This window comes from Kitasatospora sp. NPDC059722 (assembly GCF_042733235.1).
Classification (GTDB): Bacteria; Actinomycetota; Actinomycetes; order Streptomycetales; family Streptomycetaceae; genus Kitasatospora.
Genome location: NZ_JBHWGD010000033.1, coordinates 1 through 20,059, shown reverse-complemented (window position 1 = coordinate 20,059; position 20,059 = coordinate 1). Strand labels below are relative to the sequence as shown.

The 20,059-nt window shown below is 71.2% G+C and carries 19 protein-coding genes; 7 read left to right on the top strand and 12 right to left on the bottom strand.

From position 1 onward, the window contains the following. Positions 1–46 precede the first annotated feature (46 nt). Together ACFV4F_RS21600 and ACFV4F_RS21595 are read right to left on the bottom strand one after the other, a co-directional pair. Positions 47–592 carry an FHA domain-containing protein gene (locus ACFV4F_RS21600; protein WP_380446975.1) on the bottom strand — a complete coding sequence of 182 codons (546 nt, stop codon included), beginning with the start codon at positions 590–592 and terminating at the stop codon, positions 47–49. A 120-nt stretch (positions 593–712) separates the two neighbouring features. Beyond that, entirely contained in the window at positions 713–1,261 is a 549-nt protein-coding gene (locus tag ACFV4F_RS21595) for a DUF1697 domain-containing protein (RefSeq protein WP_380446972.1), read from the bottom strand. A gap of 95 nt (positions 1,262–1,356) precedes the next feature. Between ACFV4F_RS21595 and ACFV4F_RS21590 the strand changes: the two genes are divergently transcribed. After that, positions 1,357–1,827, top strand: a complete 471-nt coding sequence (locus tag ACFV4F_RS21590; RefSeq protein WP_380446970.1) for a pyridoxamine 5'-phosphate oxidase family protein — start codon at positions 1,357–1,359, stop codon at positions 1,825–1,827. Between the two features lie 22 nt (positions 1,828–1,849). Here ACFV4F_RS21590 and ACFV4F_RS21585 read toward each other — a convergent pair whose 3' ends face one another. Beyond that, positions 1,850–2,206, bottom strand: coding sequence for an arsenate reductase family protein (locus ACFV4F_RS21585; protein ID WP_380446968.1), 357 nt, complete (start codon positions 2,204–2,206; stop codon positions 1,850–1,852). Between the two features lie 235 nt (positions 2,207–2,441). Between ACFV4F_RS21585 and ACFV4F_RS21580 the strand changes: the two genes are divergently transcribed. The 3 genes from ACFV4F_RS21580 (at position 2,442) to ACFV4F_RS21570 (ending at position 6,579) form a co-directional block, all read left to right on the top strand. After that, positions 2,442–3,659: a cytochrome P450 gene (locus ACFV4F_RS21580; protein ID WP_380504601.1), complete on the top strand. Its 1,218-nt coding sequence runs from the start codon at positions 2,442–2,444 to the stop codon at positions 3,657–3,659. Positions 3,660–3,911: 252 nt separating this feature from the next. Then, positions 3,912–4,949 (top strand): PP2C family protein-serine/threonine phosphatase, encoded by a 1,038-nt coding sequence (locus tag ACFV4F_RS21575; protein WP_380446964.1) that lies wholly within the window; start codon positions 3,912–3,914, stop codon positions 4,947–4,949. Between the two features lie 265 nt (positions 4,950–5,214). Continuing rightward, the gene (locus tag ACFV4F_RS21570; protein WP_380504598.1) at positions 5,215–6,579 is read left to right on the top strand and encodes a hypothetical protein; all 1,365 of its coding nucleotides are present in this window, start codon (positions 5,215–5,217) and stop codon (positions 6,577–6,579) included. Positions 6,580–6,655: 76 nt separating this feature from the next. On the opposite strand, the gene ACFV4F_RS21565 is transcribed toward ACFV4F_RS21570, so the two are convergent. Together ACFV4F_RS21565 and ACFV4F_RS21560 are read right to left on the bottom strand one after the other, a co-directional pair. Further along, a complete protein-coding gene (locus ACFV4F_RS21565; protein WP_380504597.1) occupies positions 6,656–6,883 on the bottom strand; it encodes a hypothetical protein in 228 nt (75 codons plus the stop codon). 93 nt (positions 6,884–6,976) lie between these two features. Further along, complete coding sequence (locus tag ACFV4F_RS21560; protein ID WP_380504594.1) at positions 6,977–8,389, bottom strand: hypothetical protein; 1,413 nt, start codon at positions 8,387–8,389, stop codon at positions 6,977–6,979. 191 nt (positions 8,390–8,580) lie between these two features. On the opposite strand from ACFV4F_RS21560, the gene ACFV4F_RS21555 reads away from it, so the two are divergent. Further along, positions 8,581–9,741, top strand: coding sequence for a hypothetical protein (locus tag ACFV4F_RS21555; RefSeq protein WP_380504591.1), 1,161 nt, complete (start codon positions 8,581–8,583; stop codon positions 9,739–9,741). Here the strand turns inward: ACFV4F_RS21555 and glnA are convergent. After that, entirely contained in the window at positions 9,665–11,077 is a 1,413-nt protein-coding gene (glnA, locus tag ACFV4F_RS21550) for a type I glutamate--ammonia ligase (protein WP_380446960.1), read from the bottom strand. The two genes, ACFV4F_RS21555 and glnA, sit on opposite strands and share 77 nt — an antisense overlap. Before the next feature lie 275 nt (positions 11,078–11,352). Here glnA and ACFV4F_RS21545 point away from each other — a divergent pair, with 275 nt between their 5' ends. Further along, positions 11,353–11,820: an RDD family protein gene (locus ACFV4F_RS21545; RefSeq protein WP_380504588.1), complete on the top strand. Its 468-nt coding sequence runs from the start codon at positions 11,353–11,355 to the stop codon at positions 11,818–11,820. Between the two features lie 125 nt (positions 11,821–11,945). Here the strand turns inward: ACFV4F_RS21545 and ACFV4F_RS21540 are convergent, their stop codons facing one another. The 6 genes from ACFV4F_RS21540 to ACFV4F_RS21515 form a co-directional block, all read right to left on the bottom strand. Next, the gene (locus ACFV4F_RS21540) at positions 11,946–12,644 is read right to left on the bottom strand and encodes a DUF4191 domain-containing protein (RefSeq protein WP_380446955.1); all 699 of its coding nucleotides are present in this window, start codon (positions 12,642–12,644) and stop codon (positions 11,946–11,948) included. A 108-nt stretch (positions 12,645–12,752) separates the two neighbouring features. Further along, positions 12,753–12,944, bottom strand: coding sequence for a hypothetical protein (locus ACFV4F_RS21535; RefSeq protein WP_380446952.1), 192 nt, complete (start codon positions 12,942–12,944; stop codon positions 12,753–12,755). Between the two features lie 212 nt (positions 12,945–13,156). Then, positions 13,157–14,110, bottom strand: coding sequence for a lipoyl synthase (lipA, locus tag ACFV4F_RS21530; protein WP_363655648.1), 954 nt, complete (start codon positions 14,108–14,110; stop codon positions 13,157–13,159). Between the two features lie 165 nt (positions 14,111–14,275). Beyond that, positions 14,276–15,073 (bottom strand): lipoyl(octanoyl) transferase LipB, encoded by a 798-nt coding sequence (lipB, locus tag ACFV4F_RS21525; RefSeq protein WP_380446950.1) that lies wholly within the window; start codon positions 15,071–15,073, stop codon positions 14,276–14,278. A 104-nt stretch (positions 15,074–15,177) separates the two neighbouring features. Beyond that, positions 15,178–17,115, bottom strand: coding sequence for a helix-turn-helix domain-containing protein (locus ACFV4F_RS21520; protein WP_380504585.1), 1,938 nt, complete (start codon positions 17,113–17,115; stop codon positions 15,178–15,180). 55 nt (positions 17,116–17,170) lie between these two features. Beyond that, positions 17,171–18,550, bottom strand: a complete 1,380-nt coding sequence (locus tag ACFV4F_RS21515; protein WP_380504582.1) for an MFS transporter — start codon at positions 18,548–18,550, stop codon at positions 17,171–17,173. A 1,004-nt stretch (positions 18,551–19,554) separates the two neighbouring features. Between ACFV4F_RS21515 and ACFV4F_RS21510 the strand changes: the two genes are divergently transcribed. Continuing rightward, positions 19,555–19,770 (top strand): e9imm peptide, encoded by a 216-nt coding sequence (locus ACFV4F_RS21510; protein WP_380504670.1) that lies wholly within the window; start codon positions 19,555–19,557, stop codon positions 19,768–19,770. The last annotated feature ends 289 nt before the right edge of the window (positions 19,771–20,059 follow it).

The window sequence follows — 20,059 nt, the reverse complement described above, 5'->3', positions numbered from 1 at the left end:
ATCCGCGGGCCCCGCCGTGCGCTCATCCGTGCGCTCATCCGTGGGCTCAGCCGTTCGCGAGGCGGAACTCCAGGTTGCCGAACCGGACCTGGTCGCCCGGGCGCACCCGGACACCGCCCGCGATGCGGTGCCCGTTCACGTGGGTGCCGTTGGTCGAGCCGAGGTCGTACAGCACCCAGCCGCCGCCCTCGTGCCGCAGTTCGGCGTGGTGGCGGGAGACCGAGGCGTCGTGCAGCCGCAGCCCGGAGCCGGGGATCCGACCGATCGTCAACTGCGTCGCGCCGGCCTGCGGGAGGTTCAGTCCGGGCAGCCTCTCGATGCGCCAGGCCCGGCCGATCCGCTCGCCGAACGCGGAGATCCGGCCCACCGTCCGCAGCACGAACCGCTCCACCGGGCCGCCGGTGGGCAGGTCGGCCATCACGGCGTCCAACTCGGCGCGGCTGGTGGCCTGGAGGACGACCTCCATCCGGCCGAGGAAGGTGTCGTGCGAGAGCCGGCCGCTGCCCGCGCCGTCGCGCAGCACCCCGAGGGCCCGGTCCCGTTCGTCCTCGGACGGCCGGACGGCGTGCGTCCGGATCTCAGGCTGCGTCATGTCCCGATTGTCGGCGGCGCCGTGCCCGGCTGTCCAGGTTCCGGCCGCCAGCCGCCCGGTGTTCCCGCCTCCCCCCGGGAAGCAGGACACCACCGGGCGGCCGGCGGTTCCGCGGTCCGGTCAGGATTTCCTGGCGGCGGCCAGGATCTTCTCCGTGGTGTGCAGGAAGCGGGAGGTGACCGAGCCCTGGTAGCGCTTGTCGAACAGGTCGTTGGTGACCCACCTGCCGTCCTTCAGGTGCACCACGACGTACGCGGCGCCGGCGTCCGCCCCGAGCACGTCGTAGTCGCCCTTCGGCGAGGTGTGCGGCGCGGCGAGGTCCGCGGGCAGCGGCTCGGAGAGGAAGGCGATCACCAGCCGGACGTCCGGCGTCACCTCGACGCCCCGGAACGGCTCGGCCGCCAGCAGGGCGGCCACCTCGTCGACCGTGCGCAGCATCACCGGGACGGGGTAGCCGAGCGACTCCGCCAGGTGCCGCTCGATGCGCCGGGTGAGGGCGGCGCGGTCCGGCTCGTCCGTCGTGAAGAACACGTTGCCGGTCTGGATGTACGAGCGGACGCCGGCCAGCCCGAGCTCGGTGAAGAGCGCCCGCAGCCGCTCCATCTTCACGGTGCGGCCGCCGACGTTGATGGCCCGCAGGAACGCGATGTACGTGGTCGTGGTGGTCACCCGGCCAGTCTGGCACCGCCCACCGACAAGGCCTTCGCGGCGGGCGGGGGGCGGCGGGCGGGGCGGTTGTCAGCACCCGGTGCCAGACTGGCGCCATGGCTACCTGGCAGGATTTCGAGCAGGAGGCCCCCGACATCGCGCCCCTGGTACGGGCCCGGTTCGAGGCCAACAAGCACCACGTCCTGGCGACGCTGCGCAAGGACGGATCGCCCCGGGTGAGCGGCAGCGAGGTCGACTTCATCGGCGCCGACGCGATGCTCGGGTCGATGTACGGCTCGATGAAGGCCCGCGACCTCCAGCGCGACGGCCGCTTCGCGCTGCACTCGCACCCGGGCGACGAGACCATGGCGGGCGGCGACTCCAAGCTGTCCGGCCGCGCCGTGGAGCTGACCGACGAGGCCGAGCTCACCGCCTACGTCGCCGATCTGCCCGAGCCGCCGCCCGGCCCGTTCCACGCGTTCCGGCTCGACCTGGAGCAGGTGGTGCACACCGGCCTGGCCGACGGCCACCTGTGGGTCTTCAGCTGGCACCCCGGCCGGCCGGTGGAGCGCACCATGCTCCACTGACCGGCCCGGGCGCCGGGCCGCGCTACGGCAGGACGGACTTGACCGCCTCGGGGGTCCGGGCCACGACGGCGTGGCCGTCGTCCGCGGTGATGATCGGGCGCTGGATGAGGATCGGGTGCTCGGCCATCGCCGCGATCCAGCGCGCCCGGTCGCCGGGCTCCTTGGTCCACTGCTTCATCCCGAGGTCCTTGGCGACCTGCTCGTCGATGCGCGTGATGTCCCACGGCTCCAGGCCGAGCCGCTCCAGCACCGCCTCCAGCTCGGCCGCGCTCGGCGGGTCCTCCAGGTAGCGCCGCACGGTGTACTTGGCCCCGGCGGCCTCCAGCTCGGTCAGCGCCGACCGGCACTTGCCGCAGCGGGGGTTGATCCAGATCTCCATGCCGCCCACCCTACCGAGCGCCGCCGTGCCCGACGGACCGCGCTCCGGCCCGGACCGCGGACCCGAACCGGCCGCGCTCCCGGCCCGGACAGCGGACCCGAACCGGCCGCGCTCCCGGTCCGGGCCGCGGACCCGAACCGGCCGTGCCCCGGGAACTCCCGGGCACCTGGCGGTGGTTCACGAACCGGAGACAGCGGTCCGGGCCCGGGACACCGGCCGGGGAGGGGAGCAGCGGATGGACGGCGCGGCGATCGTCGAGCACCTTCTGACCAGCGAGGGCAGGGCCGATCCGTACCCGCTGTACGCGCGGGCGCACGAGCTGGGCGGTGCCGCCCCGGCCGGGCCCGGATTCCTGCTGGCGCTCGGCCACGGCACCGCCGACCGGGTGCTGCGCACCCCCGGCTTCGGCGTCGCCACCCCCGAGATGCAGGCCGGCCTGGCCCCCGAGTTCGCCGAGCACTCCTCGCTGGACCTGTTCGGCCGCTCGATCCTGGAGCGCGAGGCGCCCGACCACGCGCGGGTCCGCTCGCTGATCGCCTCGGTGTTCACCGCCCGCCGGGTCGCCGCGCTGCGGCCGGCCGTCGAGGCCGCGGTCGCCGGGCTGCTCGACGAGATGGCCGGGACCGGTGCGGAGGGCTCGCCGGTCGACTTCATGGACGCCTTCGCCCACCGGCTCCCGGTCGGCGTGATCTGCGAACTGCTCGGCGTCCCCGAGGGCGACCGCCACCTCTTCCGCGGCCTCGCCGCGGACCTCACCGTCGCCCTGGAGTTCGTCCAGGACCCGGCCGAGCTCGACGTCGCCGACGAGGCCGCCGACGAGCTGGCCGGGTACTTCACCGGGCTGGTCGCCGAGCGCCTGCGCCACCCCCAGGACGACCTCGTCACCGACCTCGCCCGGATCGCCGCGGACGACCCCGCGCGCCTGACCGGCCGCGAGCTGCTGGCCAACCTGGTGCTCCTCCTGGTGGCCGGCTTCGAGACCACCACCAACCTGCTCGGCAACGGCCTCGCCCTGCTCTTCCGCCACCCCGGCACGGCCGCCGCCCTGCGGACCGGCGCGCTCTCCCCGGCCGCCTTCACCGAGGAGGTGCTGCGCTACGACGCACCGGTCCAGCTGACCTCGCGGATCGCGCTCGCCGAGGGCCTCACCGTCGACGACCTGCCCGCGCCGCCCGGCAGCACGGTGCTCGTCATGATCGGCGCCGCCAACCACGACCCGGCCCGCTACGACCGCCCGGAGGTCTTCGACCCGACCCGCACCGGCAGCCAGCCGCTCAGCTTCGGCGCCGGGCCGCACTTCTGCCTGGGCTCCCGGCTGGCCCGCCTGGAGTCCGAGATCGCGGTCGCGGCCGTGCTCGACCGCTTCCCCCGGCTCGCCCCGGGCGGCGTGCCCACCCGCCGCGACCGCCTGGTCCTGCGCGGCTACGAGACGCTCCCGGTCACCGTCCGCTGACCCCCGCCGGGGCCGGTCACCCTCCGCCGCCGACCGGCCCTGCGCCGACCGGCCCTCCGCCCGTCACCCTCCGCCGCCCGCCCCTGACCGCACGCATCCGGGACGTTCGACCATTCGTGGCGGGGTCCACCGTGGTGGAGCATGGAGGGACGAACCGGGTCATTCCGCCCGGTGGTCCAGGAGGTTCCCGCCGTGCCCGCAGCGCCCCGCCCGCCGTTCCGGGCGGCCGTGGAATCCAGGGTGCCGCGTTGGGTGCCCTGGCTCCCCGTCCTGCTGCTCGTCCTGGACCTCCTCACCGAGGCGATCGTCCCGGACGCCGTCGCCGCCGGGTTCCTGCTCACCGCGCTGCCCGTCGTCGCGGCGTTCAGCTACGGCCCGGCGGTGACCGCCGCGACCACCGTCGGCTCGGTCGCCCTGCAGCTCGTCCTCGCCCTGCGGGCCGGCCACATCGACGAACAGCACCACGTCTGGGTGTACATCGCGACGCTGCTCTCCGGAGTGATGGGCACCGCCCTGTCCTGGCAGCGGATCCGGCAGAACCGCAACCTGCTGCACGCCCGCACCGTCGCCGAGACGCTCCAGCGCACCGTGCTGCGCCCGGTCCCGGAGCGCGCCGGCGGCCTGCGGGTGGCCGGCCTCTACCGCCCGGCCCAGGCCGAGGTGCTGGTCGGCGGCGACCTGTACGAGGTGTGCGACACCCGCTTCGGCGTGCGGGTGCTGCTCGGCGACGTCCGCGGCAAGGGCCTCGGCGCGGTACGGACGGTGGCGGACGTGCTGGGCGCCTTCCGGGCCACCGCGCACGACACCCCCGACCTGGTCGAGATCGCCGACCAGCTGGACCGCGCGGTGCTCCGTGACGCCGCCGACCGCGGCGACGACGAACTGTTCGCCACCGCCGTCCTGCTGCAGTACCGCCCGGGCTCCGACTGCGTGGAGATCGTCAACCGCGGCCACACCACCCCGCTGCTGCTCGCCGGCCGCACCATCACCCCGATCGCCTGCCCCGACGAACTCCCGCTCGGCCTCGGCAACCTGGCGCCCGCCGACGAGCACGGCAAGCCCACCGCCGTGGCCCTGCCGCCGGGCAGCACCGTCCTGCTCTACACCGACGGCGTCAGCGAGGCCCGCGACGCCACCGGCACGTTCTACCCCCTGGCCCCACGCCTCGCCGCCCTCGGCACGACGTCCCCGGACCGCGTGGTCGCCTTCCTCGCCCAGGACGTCCACGAGTACGCCGGCCTCCTCGCCGACGACCTCGCCCTCCTGGCCCTCACCCCCGAGCCCACCTGACCCGGGCCGGGCTCCGTACCGCGCGTGTCCTCTGCTTCGGCTTTCGGTCACCAGGAGCCGTGTTCGAGCCAGTCATACAGGATCGTGGATCCTCAACTGCCCATCCGTACAATCCTGTTGGTGTCGGCGCCGTGCGCCTGCCCCGGAACTTCCAGCGTCCCGCGCGATGCTGTCACCGCACCGATCGTGCACCCGCCAACACCGAGCCTCCACTGCGTGTCTTTCGTCCGCATCGTGTGAAACGCCGAGGTAGGGAGTCCTCATCGTGCCCTCTTTGCTGCACTACGCCGTCGTCACGGATCCGACCTCGCTGCAAGCGTCGCTGCCGGGGGCACCGTCGGTGGGAACGGTGTACGTGATCGTCTCCAACACCCATCAGTCCGAGGTGAAGTGGGACTTCATCGACGTGGAGATACCGGTGGGCAGCGGCCGCGACGACCTGACGGGTGATCCGACGGCGATCAGTGCGAGCATCGAGAAGGACTACACGGTCTGGCGGGAGGAAGACCCGACCTTCGGCTGGGACGGCACCCTCGGCCGCTTCAGAGCGCATGCCCCCTCCGGGGGGAGGCTGACCCTGCCCGACGAGGAGTCGCTGGTCCTGGTCCTGGAGAACATCCCCGTTTCCGACCTGGCGGGACCGGTCCGCCTGAAGATCCACGAGCGGTCCGGCGGCGGTGACGACAACATCCCCATCCGGCGGGCGAATTTCACCACCACTCTCGGAGTGGTGAAGCAGGCTCCGAGGATCCCGCGCAACTTCCGCCCGGAGAGCAACTCCTTGGTGGACGTGGACGCGGGCCGGAACGTCGTTCTGCGGTGGGACGGGCCGGACAACCTCGACTACTGGATCCGCGATCCGCAGGGGAACGAGCTGCTCGTCCAGTCGGCGGCCAAGGGACCGCAGGTGACTCAGCAGTCCTACACCTGGTCGCCGCCCACCCCGCCGAAGCGAGGCACCACCTACGTCCTCATCGCCGGGACGGCCGGTGCCGGGCAACAGTCGCAGGGCTACTTCCTCACCACCACGGTCCATGCGCTCGTCCCCGAGTTCGACGGCGGGACGCGCACTCCGTGGGTCGAGGGGACGCCGAGCAGGAGCCGCGTCGACTTCTCCCCGGAAGGGGTGGAGATCCGGAACGGGACCGGCGCTCGGGGGACCGTCACGGCCGGTACGGCGGACGTGGAGCGCGTGAACACCGGGTCGGTGCACGGCCGGGATTCCGACGACGGCTGGATCGACTTCCCGAAGGCCGGAATCCGGGTCCGGGACGGACAGAACGACCTGGGCACCGTCAAGGCCGGGAAGGCCGACCTGGACGACCTGCTCGCCGGCCAGGGGCGGGTGAAGGGCCGCCTCGTCGTCCAAGGCGGCTTGGAGGTCAGCGACGAAGGCGAGCGCGCGCTGGAAGCCACCGACAGCGGGGTTCAGGTGTACAACGGGCTGTCGGTCTCCGGAGGCGGCGACATCGAGGGCGTGCTCGAGCTCCACAACGGCATCTACGTCCACATCGACGAGCTCAACTACGTCTCGGCGGGCACGGGTATGGGCGGGATGACGATCAAGGGCAACCTCGCCGTCACCGGAACGATCCTGGCCGAGACCGACACGCTGGGCAGGAAGGTCTGAACCGCCCAGCCGCCGGACCCCGGAACGACGTATGTGCAGGCCGACGGATCGCCGGCCTGCACATACGGGAGTGGCCCTACTCCACGGTTTCCCTCTCTTCTTCTCCCTCCTCCGAGGGTTCCTCCGGGTCGGGCCGGTCGGCAGTCGAACGGTCGTGGCCGCTGCGGCGCAGCTCGTCCTGGACCCGCCGCCAAGCACGGATGATCGGAGGCGCTTTCGACAGCACCTCGCTGATCTGCGTCAGCAGCAAGGTGACGCAGCCGGACGACGCGAGAACGAGCAGAGTCACCTGATCCCAGCTCACCGTGCTCCCCTCGTGGTAGTGGTGCTGGACATGTCGACACTCCGCACCTTCTGCCGGCACGACTGGTTCCGCGGCCGGCGAGGCGGCCGGCCGCTAGCCGAGGAGGGCATGACGGGCGAGCCACCCGAGCACGTTCACTCCCAACCGGTCCGGTTCCTGGAGCAGTGCGATCTCCACGTCACCGAGATCGGCGAGCTCCGGGGGTGCGGACAGTCGGTCCAGCGAGGCAAGACGCTTCATCGCGGCGTCGACGACGGCGGGCCAGCCGGGCATGCCGAAGTGGTGTGTGGCCTTGAAGGCAGCTGTGAACGCCCGGTGCAGGAGGGCGTCGCGCCAGCCCTGCCGACGCATCAACTCCTCTGTGATCCAGACCTGTTCCTCGATGTTCCGGACGAAGTCGGCCACCGGTCCGGACGCGGCTCGCAGCGTGAAACGGGAGCCGCCTGCCCACGGGAGGTCCAGGTCCGAGGCGACGGCCGTGAATGCACCCAGTCGTTCAGGCCCGCCGTCACGGGCGGCGACGAGCGCCTTGCGGGCCCGACGGTACAAGTCGACGCCCTGCGCGAAGACATCGCCGGCGTCCGGCCCGCCGGGTGCCGCACGGATTGTGTCGAGTGGTTCGTTCAACAGGGCTTCGGCGGCCAGCCCGGCAGCCGCCGCGCTCAGCAGGACCTCCGGGTCGCTGGGATCAATTCCGAGACGAGGGAGCGCTGCTGAGGCCTGCTCCTCCAACCTCGGGAACAACGGAGGCGGCTCCTCGGGCCGCGGTGCGAAGAGTGCGGCGAGCCGCGGGGACAGGGGAGCCGGGCCGGGCTCCTCGACGAAGACGCCGTACTTCAGGAGGTCCTCGAAAATGGCGTCCGGTCCGCAGTCGATGTGCGACGAGTCATGCCGCCCCGAGCAGTCCTCGGGGCACTCCAGTTCCTCGCACATCTCCGGTTCCTCGGGCTGCGCCTCATTGACCAGGTGGTAGACGAGCCTGTCAGCCACGATCCCGCGGGCCGTGATCATGGCGCTGCCCATCAGCATCCTCGCGTTCGTCAGTAGGTGGTCCTCCCGGTCGACCGAGGCGGGGGGCTCCGGGGCGTCGGGGATCCAGGTGTGGGCCGACTCCAGCGATATCGACAGCCAGGCGATCCGCAACGGCGGGACCTCCTCGTTCCCTGCCAACTCGGCGACTTCCTCCGCGGCCCGCCGGACCGCGTCGAGCCGGGTTAAGTAGTGGTCGCGGACCGATTCCCAGGCCTCGGAATCCTTGCGGACCTGCTCGGCGTTCCGTGCCAGGCCGGCGTCCCGGGTCTCTCGCGCCAGGGTGACCAGTCGGCTCAGACACGGGCGGCACCCGGACGGACCGGCCTCCGGAGCGGGGCAGAGCGGCACCGCCCCGAGATCCCGGCCGAACGGGGCGCCGCAGACGCAGCAGTCCAGGCTCGCCATCTGCCGGCCCGTCGGTACGGCGGGTAGGGCGGCACGGATCGTGCCGTGTGCGTAGGCAGGGATGTGCACGGGGCGAACTCCTCGGGTGTCGTGCTCCGCTGGTGTCCTCACCATGCTCACCTGGGCGTTCAGTCGTTAGTCACCAAGTGGAATATTGGGCGCCGAACTTGACGAAAGCTGACTGCGTCGTACGCTGCGGCGGCGAAACCTGACACCCTTGACCGGAGCCCGTTCACCGGCCCCGAAACAGGAGGATCGAAGTGGCAGACACCCCGGACGAATCCCGGCCGGAGGGCTGGCATCGGGAACTGGTCGACGCGTTGCAGGAACTGCACCGGGCGGCAGGTCAGCTGAGTTTCCGGAAGGTGAGCACGCTGATCCGCGAGCGGGAGGACCCGCTGTCCGGACCCAGCCACGAGACCGTGCGGTCCGCGATCAATGGAAAGCAGGTGCCGCGCTGGGAGACGGTGCACGACATCGTCATGGTGCTGGCGGGCCTGTGCAGCCCCCCTCGGGACGAGGAAGCCGAGGTCGGGAGGTTCCTGCTGCTGTGGCGGGCAGTCCGCGAAGGGGAGAAAGGCGCCCGGAAGTCGTTTCAGGAACTGGCCAACAGTGGCTGGGGCGGTGAGGACGGCAGATGGACGCCCGAGATGCTCATGGGCATCCTGGTCAACCCGTTCAGCGCCATCCAGATCGCCCCCGGGCTCGCCGCCCCGCACGAACCGATCATCTCCGAGGACGTGTGGATCCGGGCGATGGAGAAGTTCATCGAGGAGGACGGGGCCGAACACGCGCTGAGGGTCTTGCTGCACACACTGAAGGGCGACTACATCGGAGCCGTCGAAGGCACGCCGTTCGGCTACCAGGACATGGACCGGGAGGCGATGGACGCGTACGCGGCCTTCCAGTACGGCTGCCGGGAAGTGCGCCGCCGCTTGCGGGCGGAGCCCAATCTCCTCGCGGAGTCGATTCGCGCGATGCGGGCCGACGAGACGATGGACCGGGAGGACCGGGCGGAGATGCTTGAGAACGAGTCGGATCTGAGCCTGATGAGAGAGGTCATGATCGTGACCCCGGACACCTGGGACGACGTGTCCGAGGAGGCCCACCACATGGTCTTCGGCTATCTGATCAAGCAGATAGGCCCACCCGGCCCGCTCAGCCTGCCGGACGCGGATCGCTTTCCCATCCTCTGGCGCGTTCCCGAACCTTCTGCGGAGAAATCCCGATACCCGTCAGCCCTCGATGCTCGCCCTTACATACGCGTTTCCGCAGGTCAGCGAGGTTCTGACCTGCGGAAACAGAGGGAGATCGAACTGCGTTCCCGCGGGCGGGACGTGCCTCTTACAGGTCGTAGTACAGCTCGAACTCGTGCGGGTGCGGGCGGAGGGCGATCGGGGCGATCTCGTTGGTGCGCTTGAAGTCGATCCACGTCTCGATCAGGTCGGGCGTGAAGACGTTGCCCGCGAGGAGGTACTCGTGGTCGGCTTCCAGGGCCTCCAGGACCGCCGGGAGGGAGGAGGGCACCTGCGGGACGTTCGCGTGCTCCTCGGGGGCGAGCTCGTAGAGGTCCTTGTCGACGGGCTCCAGCGGCTCGATCTTGTTGCGGATGCCGTCGAGGCCGGCCATCAGCATCGCCGAGAAGGCCAGGTACGGGTTGGAGGAAGGGTCGGGCGCGCGGAACTCGATGCGCTTGGCCTTGGCGTTGGAGCCGGTGATCGGGATGCGGATCGCGGCCGAGCGGTTGCGCTGGGAGTAGACCAGGTTGACCGGCGCCTCGAAGCCCGGGACGAGGCGGTGGTAGGAGTTCACCGAGGGGTTGGTGAACGCCAGCAGCGACGGCGCGTGCCGCAGCAGGCCGCCGATGTAGTAGCGGGCGGTGTCGGAGAGTCCGGCGTAGCCCTGCTCGTCGTAGAAGAGCGGCGAGCCCTCGGTCCACAGCGACTGGTGGACGTGCATGCCCGAGCCGTTGTCGCCGAAGATCGGCTTCGGCATGAAGGTGGCCGTCTTGCCGTTGCGCCACGCGACGTTCTTGATGATGTACTTGAACAGCATCAGGTCGTCGGCCGCGTGCAGCAGGGTGTTGAACTTGTAGTTGATCTCGGCCTGGCCGGCGGTGCCGACCTCGTGGTGCTGGCGCTCGACCTCCAGGCCGGACTTGGCCAGCTCCAGCGACATCTCGGCGCGCAGGTCGGCGAAGTGGTCGACCGGCGGGGTGGGGAAGTAGCCGCCCTTGTACTTGACCTTGTAGCCGCGCACGTCGCCCTCGGCCGCACCGGTGTTCCAGGCGCCGGCCTCGGAGTCGATGTGGTAGAAGGACGCGTTCGCGCTGGTGTCGAACCGCACCGAGTCGAAGACGTAGAACTCGGCCTCGGGCCCGAAGAACGCGGTGTCGGCGATGCCGGAGGAGGCGAGGTAGGCCTCCGCCTTCTTGGCGACGTTGCGCGGGTCGCGGCTGTAGGCCTCGCCGGTGACCGGGTCCTGGATGAAGAAGTTGATGTTGAGGTGCTTCTCGGCCCGGAACGGGTCGAGCCTGGCCGTGGCGAGGTCCGCGACGAGGGCCATGTCGGACTCGTGGATGGCCTGGAAGCCGCGGATCGACGAACCGTCGAACATCAGGGTCTCGGACGGGTCGAAGGTCGCCGCAGGTACGGAGAAGTGCTGCATGACGCCCGGCAGATCGCAGAAGCGGACATCGACGAACTTGACGTCGTTGTCCTGGATGAACTGCTTCACTTCGGCGGCGTTGTTGAACAAAGCATCCTCCTCGGCGTGCGAATGCGGCTCACCCTAGGAACGGTCCGTTTCCGACCGGTGACCCGCTCGTTTCCTAGATGTTAACCACACCCGCCGAACGGGCGGCAAAGTCGTACGGTCCAGGGCAAAACACCCCACCGGCCTGCAGGTCTTCCGATAAGTGGTCTGGACCATTCGGTAAGCCCGGTCACCGGGATTCACTCGGTCGGGGAAGGCTCGCGGACGACGGGGGAGCCGGTGGCGGCGCGCGGCGACCGCCCGGTTAGTGTGGATTCGTGGACACCAGAGAAGCGTTGGGATCGTGGATCGACGGCCCGAAGGCGGCCGCCGAGAAGATGGGCGCCGACTTCGGCTACCGCGGCGAGCGCCTCGGACTGCCCAAGGAGGGCCCCGGCTCGATGGCCGGCCCCGGCCGCCGGATCGGCGCCCTGTTCGTGGACGGCTGGCTGGTCTCCCTGGTCGCCTACGGACTGCTCGGCAAGGGCACCGCGTCCTCGGCCAACCTGTGGACGACGCCGCTGTTCTTCGGCGTCACCGCACTGCTGCTCGCCACCTCCGGCACGACGGTCGGCAAGCGGCTGTTCGGACTGCGGGTGGTCCGGCAGGACGGCCGCCGCGCGACGATCCCGCAGGTGCTGCTGCGCACGCTGCTGCTCTGCCTCCTGGTGCCGCCGCTGGTGTGGGACCGTGACACCCGCGGCCTGCACGACAAGGCGGTCGGCACCGTCGAGGTCCGGATCTAGCCGAGGCCCGGATCTGGTCAAGGCCCGCGAACGCCGAGGCCCGCGAACGCCGAGGCTCGCGAACGCCGAACGGCCCCGCCGCTCCAGAGGAGTGGCGGGGCCGTTCGTGTCGACGGGGGAGGGGATCAGCGGACCTGGCCGCCCTTGGGCATCCGGGCGCCCTTGGGCATCGGGCCCTTGGGGATCGGCGCCTTGGAGAGCAGGTCGCCCAGCGCGCGCAGGCGGTCGTTGGTCTCGGTGACCTGGGCCGGGGTGATGGCGCGGGGCAGGCGCATGAGGTGGATCTGCAGCTTCTTCAGCGGGATCTCACCCTCGCCGTTGCCCACGACGATGTCGTGCACCGGCACGTCGCCGACGACACGGGCCATCTTCTTCTTCTCGGACGCCAGCAGTTGGCGGACCCGGTTCGGGTTGCCCTCGCCGATCAGCGCGATGCCGGCCCGGCCCACGGCGCGGTAGACCGCGTCCTGGTTGCGGGTGACGGCAACCGGGGTGGAGTTGGAGCTCCAGCCACGCTTGATGTTGTTCAGCACCGCCGCGACGGCGCCCGGCTGCCCCTCCATCTGCCCGAACGCGGCGCGCTCGGCCCGGCGCCCGAAGACGATCGCCATGGCCAGGAAGGCCACGATGAAGCCCAGGATGCCCAGATAGACGGGGTGGTCGATTGCGAAGCCGATGGCGAGGAACACGCCGAAGGTCAGCAGGCCGACGCCGGCGATGATCAGGCCGATCTTGGTGTCGACCTTCTTGGTCATGATGTACGCCTGGCGGATCTGCTTCAGCCGCCCGGGGTTCTCGGATGTTTCCCTCGCCATAACGCTCATGGTACGTGCCACGGGTACGGGAACTCCAAGCCCGGGTACCCGTTCGCACCGAACCGTGACCCGTGTGCCGGGCAGTCGTCGCTGACAGCGACGAAACGCCCGCTTCCGTCAGCTCCGGGCCGGCTGTGCCGCCGCACCACCGGCGGGCGCCGCGGCGTCGTGGTGCCGGTCCGCCGCGTGCCGGCGGTTCTCGCAGACCGCCGCCCAGGCGTTGCGCCGGGCGTGCTGCTGCCCGCCGGCCATCAGGACGCTCTCGGCGAACCGCACTGCAACTCCGACCGACCGGATCCGCATGCGCATCCCGGGCAACTCCCCTCGTGGCTGAGAAGGACCGAACGACGAAGGACCGAACGACGACGGACCGAACGGCCAAGGACCGAACGGCCTCGTCGGGTCCATCGTCACCACCCCGTGTTACCAGTCCGTGATCCGGCGGTCAAAACCTGGTGAAAACGGAAGGGCGGAGCCGAAGCTCCGCCCTTCCGATGGCTCAGGACTGCTCAGGACTGCTCTCAGACCGACGCCTGCTCGCGCCGCTCCAGCGCCTGCCGGTACAGCCGGCCGGCCCGGTACGAGGAGCGCACCAGCGGGCCCGACATGACCCCGGCGAAGCCCAGCTCCTCGGCCTCCTGCTGGAGCTCGACGAACTCGTGCGGCTTCACCCAGCGCTCGACCGGGTGGTGGCGCAGCGAGGGCCGCAGGTACTGGGTGATGGTGATGAGCTCGCACCCGGCGCCGACCAGGTCGGCCAGCGCCTGGCTGACCTCCTCGCGGGTCTCACCCATGCCCAGGATCAGGTTGGACTTGGTCACCAGCCCGGCCGCGCGGGCCTGGGTGATGACGTCCAGCGAGCGCTCGTAGCGGAACGCCGGGCGGATCCGCTTGAAGATGCGCGGGACCGTCTCGACGTTGTGCGCGAGCACCTCGGGGCGGGAGGAGAAGACCTCGGCCAGCTGCTCGGGCACCGCGTTGAAGTCGGGGATCAACAGCTCGACGCCGGTGCGGCCGGCCTCGCGGTCGGCGGTCATCGCGTGCACCTGGCGCACGGTCTCGGCGTACAGCCAGGCGCCGCCGTCCTCCAGGTCGTCGCGGGCGACGCCGGTGATGGTCGCGTAGTTGAGGTCCATGGTGACGATGGACTCGGCGACGCGGCGCGGCTCGTCCCGGTCGAACTCGGCGGGCTTGCCGGTGTCGATCTGGCAGAAGTCGCAGCGGCGGGTGCACTGGTCACCGCCGATGAGGAAGGTCGCCTCGCGGTCCTCCCAGCACTCGAAGATGTTGGGGCAGCCGGCCTCCTGGCAGACCGTGTGCAGCCCCTCCTTCTTCACCAGCGACTGGAGGGCGTTGTACTCCGGGCCCATCTTCGCGCGGGTCTTGATCCACTCGGGCTTCCGCTCGATGGGGGTCTCGCTGTTGCGGACCTCCAGGCGGAGCAGCTTCCTGCCGTCGGGTGCGACAGCGGACACGTGCGACTCCTAGAACTAGACGGGGTACCCCCAGGGTACGCCTGTGGTTGTACGGGCTTCGCCGGGCGTGCCGCCCTGCAATCGCAGGGCAACAGAGCTACCGGCCAGTAGATTCCCCGGCGATCACCGGTCGTCCCGGGTCGTCGGGGGCCGTGGCCGGGAGCCTCAGCGACTGAGCGCGGGCTCCGGCAGCTCGGCGAGCACGTCCGCCAGGTGCCGCTGGACCACCGGCAGCGCCGCGCCGACGGACAGCTCGCGGCCGAGCTCGTTGGAGAGCGAGGTCACACCCGCGTCCCGGATGCCGCACGGCACGATCTTGTCGAAGAAGGTCATGTCCTGGGCGCAGTTCAGCGAGAAGCCGTGCATCGTGACGCCGCGCGCGACGCGCACGCCGATCGCGGCGAGCTTGCGGTCGTCGCCGCGCTGCCCGGCGTTGGACGGCGCGTACTCGGGGCCGGCCAGCCGCGGGTCGATGCCCAGCGGCAGGCCCAGCCGCAGGGTGAGCTTGCCGATGTCGACCACCTGGGACGGGTCCACGACCGCGTCCGGGATGGTGTCGCCGAGCACCCAGACGCCGCTGCGGCCCTCGACCCGGGTGGTCCCCACGCCGAACTCGGCGGCGGCGCGGATCAGCGCCTCCTCCAGCCGGCGGACGTAGGCGATGACGTCGATCGGGTCGGGCAGCTTGACGATCGGGTAGCCGACCAGCTGGCCGGGGCCGTGCCAGGTGATCTCCCCGCCGCGGTTGACCTCGACCACCGGCGTGCCGTCCAGCGGGAGGTCGGCCGGGTTGGTGCGCTTGCCCATCGTGTAGACGGACTGGTGCTCCAGCAGCAGCACGGTGTCGGGGATCTCGTCCGCGACCCGCAGCGCGTGCAGGCGCTGCTGCTCCTCCCAGGCTTCCTGGTAGGGCACCGTGCGCTCGCCTATGCCCAACGAAACGAAACGTACGTTCTCGCTCACCGTTTGCCGCTCCTTGCCGGGCGTTCGAGACCAACCTCGCCACTGTACGCCCAAGCCCGATCGGACCTGTCAGCCGTCCGCCCCCCCCACCCCTCACCGTGGACTCACGCCTCCGCCAGCAGTTGCAGCCGCAGCGCCAACTGCAGCTCCAGCGACCGCTCCGGCACGTTCCAGTCCCGCCCGAGCAGCGCCTCGACCCGGTCCAGCCGCTGGACCACCGTGTTCACGTGGACGTGCAGCTCGTCCTTGGCCCGCGTCAGGCTGCCCCCGCAGTCGAAGTACGCGCGGAGGGTGCGGACCAGCTCGGTGCCGCGCCGGGCGTCGTAGTCGAGCAGCGGGCCGAGCGTCGCGCCGACGAAGCCGTCCACGTCGTGCCCGTCGCCGAGCAGCACCCCGAGGAAGCCCAGCGCCCGCGCCGACGCGCCCTCGCCCGCGCGGCCGAGCACCCGCAGCGCCCGCAGGCAGCGCAGGCCCTCGGCGTACGAGGCGGCGATCGCCGGCGGGCCCGCGGCCGGGCGGCCCGCGCCGACGGTCACCGGGAAGCCGGCCAGCCGGGCCAGCCGTTCGGCGGCCTGCCGGGCGGTCTCCTCGGGGTCGCCGCCGTCGGGCACCAGCAGGACGACGGTCTCGCCGTTCTCGGCGGCGATGCCCCGGGAACCGAACAGGTAGCGCCCGGCCGCGCCCGCGAGCCGGCCGCGGTCGGTGGTGGCGGCGCTCCCGGCGGCTCCGGCGGCCCCGGCGGCCCTGGCGGGTTCGGCGGGTTCGGCGACCAGGACGAGGTGCGGGCGGCCGAGGTCGACGCCGAGCCGCCGGCCGCGCGCGGTGAGCCCGGCGGGGTCGCGGTCGGGGGCGGTCAGGAGGTCGGTGAGCAGTTCGCCGCGGACGCGGTTCTCGGTCTCGGCGACGGAGCGGCGCAGCAGCAGGAGGAGCGCGGTGACCACGCCGGCCCGCTCGAACAGCCGGCGGTCGGCGTCGTCGAGGCCGGGCCGGCCGCGCAGGACCATCGCGCCGAGCGCGTCCTGCCCGGCGAGGACGGCGCACACCCACAGGCCGCCGTGGCGGACGGACCGGCCCTCGGCGCGCGAGGCCGCGACCGCCTCGGCCAGCCCGGCGGCGGACGCGACGCGGCCGGCCAGCGGCTCGCCCTCGGCGTCCAGGACCGCTATCTCGCCGTCCAGCAGGGCCGCGACGGCGGCGGCGACGTCCGGCACCTCGGCGCCGCGCAGGACGAGGTCGGTGAGCCGGTCGTGGGCCTGTTCGGCGCGCTGGACGGCGGCGGAGTGGGCGCGGACGAGTTCGTTGGCGGCGCCCAGTTCGGCGAGCGCGGCGCGGGTGTCGGCCAGCGACTTGGCGGTGTCCAGGGCGATCGCGGCGTGCGCGGCCAGCGAGCAGAGCAGCGCGACCTCGTCGGGGGAGAAGGCGCGCGGCGAACGGTCGGCGGCGAAGAGGACGCCGATGACCTGCCCGCCGAGCAGCAGCGGCACACCGATGATCGCGACCAGGCCCTCGTCGAGTACGCCCGCGTCGATGGTGCCGGTGTGGTGGAAGCGGTCGTCGGTGCGGTAGTCGGGGGTCGCGTACGGGCGGGCGGTCTGCGCGACCAGGCCGCCGAGGCCGTCGCCGAGGCTGAGCCGCAGGGTCTGGAAGAGGACGGACACCGAGCCGTCGGTGACGCGCATGTAGGTGTCGCCGGCGGCCTCGTCCGGGAGGGTCAGGTAGGCGGTGTCGGTGCCGAGCAGCAGGCGGGCGCGGCGGACGATCGCCTGCAGCACGGTGTCCAGGTCGCGCGACGCCGCGAGGTCGCCGGCGGTGTCGAACAGCGCCGTCAACTCGGCCTCGCGGCGCCGGTGCTGGCGCAGCGTGCGGTGCACCCGCAGGGCCTGCCAGGTGGCGTCGTCGATCTCCTGCAGCACCGCGGCCGGCGCCCCCCGGCGGCGGGCGTCGGCCAGCACCTCGGCGAAGTCCTCGGTGGCGGCGCCGGATCCGAGCAGGTCGAGCAACTGCCGCAGGGCGGGCGCGGCGCCGGTCTGGGGGTCGTTCATGGTGCGTGCCGCCAATCGGCAGTGGGGCGGGAGCGCGATAGTAGCGGCTGAGCCGTCACGCGGTGGCGGGCTTGCCGACCGGGGTGGTATCGGCCGCCGGGGCCTCGGCGTCGGTCTCGGCGTCGGTCTCGGCGCCGGTCTCTGCCAGGTCCTGTCCCTTCGTCTCGCGTGCGCAGAGGACGGCGAGCACCGTGAGTGCCGCCGCCGCAGCCACGTACACCGCGATCGGCGTGGGGCTGCCGTAGTCCTTGAGGAGCGCGGTGGCGATGAGGGGAGCCGGCGCCCCTGCGGCGACGGACGAGAACTGGGCCCCGATCGAGGCGCCCGAGTAGCGCATCCGGGTGGCGAACATCTCGGAGAAGAAGGCGGCCTGGGGCGCGTACATCGCGCTGTGGAAGACCAGGCCGACCGTGACGGCTACGACGAGGGCGGGGAACGACTTCGTGTCCACCAGGCCGAAGAAGACGAACGCCCAGACCCCGACGCCGACCGCACCCACCAGGTACACCGGCTTGCGGCCGACGCGGTCCGACAGCGCGCCGAACAGCGGGATCAGGGCGAACTGGATGGCCGAGCCGATCAGTACGGCGTTGAGCGCGGTCTGCTTGGAGAAGTGCGCGTGGCTGACGGCGTAGGCGAGGACGAAGGTGGTCATGACGTAGTACGAGATGTTCTCCGCCATGCGAGCCCCCATCGCGACGAGGACCTCCCGCCAGTGGTGCCGCAGGACGGCGACCAGCGGCGGCTGTTCGACGGTCTTGCGGTTCTTCTGCGCGGCCAACGCGGCCTGGAAGAGCGGTGATTCGTCGACCGCGAGCCGGATCCACATGCCCACGCCCACCAGCACGGCCGACAGCAGGAACGGCACCCGCCAGCCCCAGGCGAGGAACGCGGTGTCCGACTGCACCGCCGTCATCAGCGACAGCACCCCGGCCGCCAGCAGGTTTCCGGCCGGCGCGCCGCCCTGCGGCCACGAGGCCCAGAAGCCGCGCCGGCGCTGGTCCCCGTGCTCCGACACCAGCAGGACGGCCCCGCCCCACTCCCCGCCGAGGGCGAACCCCTGCACCAGCCGAAGCACCGTCAGCAGCACGGGCGCGGCGGCACCGATGCTGCTGTACGTGGGCAGCACCCCGATGAGGGTGGTGGATCCGCCCATGAGCAGAAGGCTCACGACGAGGAGCCGCTTGCGCCCGACCCGGTCCCCGAAGTGCCCGAACACCAGCGCCCCGAGCGGCCGCGCGGCGAACCCGATCGCGTACGTGAGGAACGCGAGGAGCGTGCCCGTCAGCGGATCGCTGTTGGGGAAGAACACCTTCCCGAACACGAGCGCAGCCGCTGTTCCGTACAGGAAGTAGTCGTACCACTCAATGGTGGTCCCGATCAGACTCGCCGCCACTACCCGAGGGAGTGAGCGCCTCTCAACCGATGCTGCCATGGGTCACCACTTCCGGTCCGGGGACGACGATGTCGCCACAACGTAGGAAGCCCGGCGCCCGAGGCCCATGTGCCCAACCCACATAGTCCACCGGCATCTTGCAGCCCTCCACCCCATAACCAGCCCAGCCCGAGAGGACCGCTGCCCACCCCTCGCCCCGCACCCCCACCCCCTGCTCCCGCTCCTGTTGCCCGTTCCGGTGCTGCTTCGGTGCCCGCCGAAGCAGCACCGGAAGTCGCAGGGCCGGGAGGAGAAGAAACGTTCCAGCGAGGTTGCCGACGAAGATCGGGCCGGGCCGACGGCCCACGCTGCGCGCAGGAAGTCGGCGGAGCCGACTTCCCATGCAGAAAGGGGTCTGAGCCCGAAGGGCGGTGCTGGCTTAGTGCTGTCCGCCAAGAGGACGTTCACCAGCCTTCCCGCTACTCCTGCCCGGCTGCCTTGTCTCGTTGCCGACCAGAAACGGTCTGGGCCTGCGCTTCCCGCGCAGGCCCAGACCGTTTTCGATCTACTCATGATGTTGCGCAAGAAGTCGGCGGAGCCGACTTCCCATGCGGAAGAAGAGGCTGCGCGTTGAAGGGAAGCCTCAGACGGGCGAGGCGCGGTTCGTGCCAGTGTCGCTTCGCCGAAGTGGCACCGGTGGGTGTCCGCCCTTTCTGCGTAGGAGGTCGGACTGGTCGACTTCCTGCGCAGAGGTTCGGACTTGAGCTCACCAGCCCGTCTTCCTACTTCTGTCGCCTTGTCTCGGCGCCGCTTCGGCAGGACCGAAGCAGCGCCGTTGCTGGCCAAAAACGATCTGGGCCCGCGCGTGAAGCGCAGGCCCAGCCTCAAGTAGACGTTCACGTCGATGCCTCGCGCTCTGCGCAGGAAGTCGGCCCAGCCGACTTCCTGCGCGGAAGGGGGAGTTGCGCACTTGGGGGAGGCGGCGAGCATGGTTCGGGGCTTGTCCGGTCGATCACATAGCTCGCTAAGGTCTCACTATCCTGGAGGGGGTGGCTGGAGCGGTGATGACTCGTGAGTCGGCCGTTGCGATGGTGCAGAAGATCATGGATGGGGACTGCGCCGACGACGCCGAGATCGACCGCGCACTTGAGGCGCTGGACAGGGGTCTTGGCTGTCCGAGTGGCTATGTCAGCAACTTGATCTACTGGCCCGACGGGCCGGAGCCGACAACGGCTGAGGTTGTCGAATTAGCCCTCGCCTACAGGCCGTTCGCACTGTGAGAATGACGACCGCTCCGCCGAGCGCAAGCGCGCGCCGGAGCGGCCTCAGCGCGATACAAGAAACGCGGATCTACCTCGGCACCGGGTGGTGTTCGCCCCTTCTGCGCAGGAAGTCGGCGGAGCCGACTTCCCATGTGGAAGAAGAGGTTGCGCGTTGAGGGGAAGCCCCAAAGCGGCGAGAAATTCGTTCCGGTGGCGCGGGGGCCAGGCCGCATCCGCCCCACGGGGGGGGTCGGCCGCCCTGTGTCTAAGCGTGGGGGGGGGGGGGCCGCGCCCGGGCCCCCCGGCC